Origin of the sequence: Streptomyces scopuliridis RB72, from assembly GCF_000718095.1 — a bacterium.
GTDB classification, from domain to species: domain Bacteria; phylum Actinomycetota; class Actinomycetes; order Streptomycetales; family Streptomycetaceae; genus Streptomyces; species Streptomyces scopuliridis.
In genome coordinates, this window is sequence record NZ_JOEI01000095.1 from 1 (window position 1) to 394 (window position 394).

The 394-nt window shown below is 66.2% G+C and carries 1 protein-coding gene; it reads right to left on the reverse strand.

The window, feature by feature from the left end; genetic code table 11:
- A partial coding sequence (locus IF11_RS37505) for an AMP-binding protein (protein ID WP_037729528.1) occupies nucleotides 1–394 on the reverse strand: 394 nt, incomplete at both ends.

Here is a 394-nt window from a genome sequence, read left to right on the forward strand (position 1 = left end):
ACGCCACCGCACCACATCACCCGTCCGATACAACCGACCACCCGACCGGAACGGGTCCGCCACAAACCGCTCCGACGTCAGCCCGGAACGCCCGTGATACCCACGCGCCAGAGCACCACCGAGATACAGCTCACCCCAGACACCGACCGGCACAGGAGACAGTCCACCGTCAAGTACATACGTGGCCTTGCCCGCCACCGGACGGCCGATCGGCACCATCGGCCCTTCAGGCACCTGGTCCGCATCCGAGAACCAGCCCGTCGCATAGACCGTCGCCTCAGTCGGACCATAAATGTTGGCCACGACCGCACCCGGCATAGCCTGACGGGTCTGCTCCAGCAGACCGGCAGGGAACGCCTCACCCGCCAGCACCACCAGATCCGCCGAGACATCC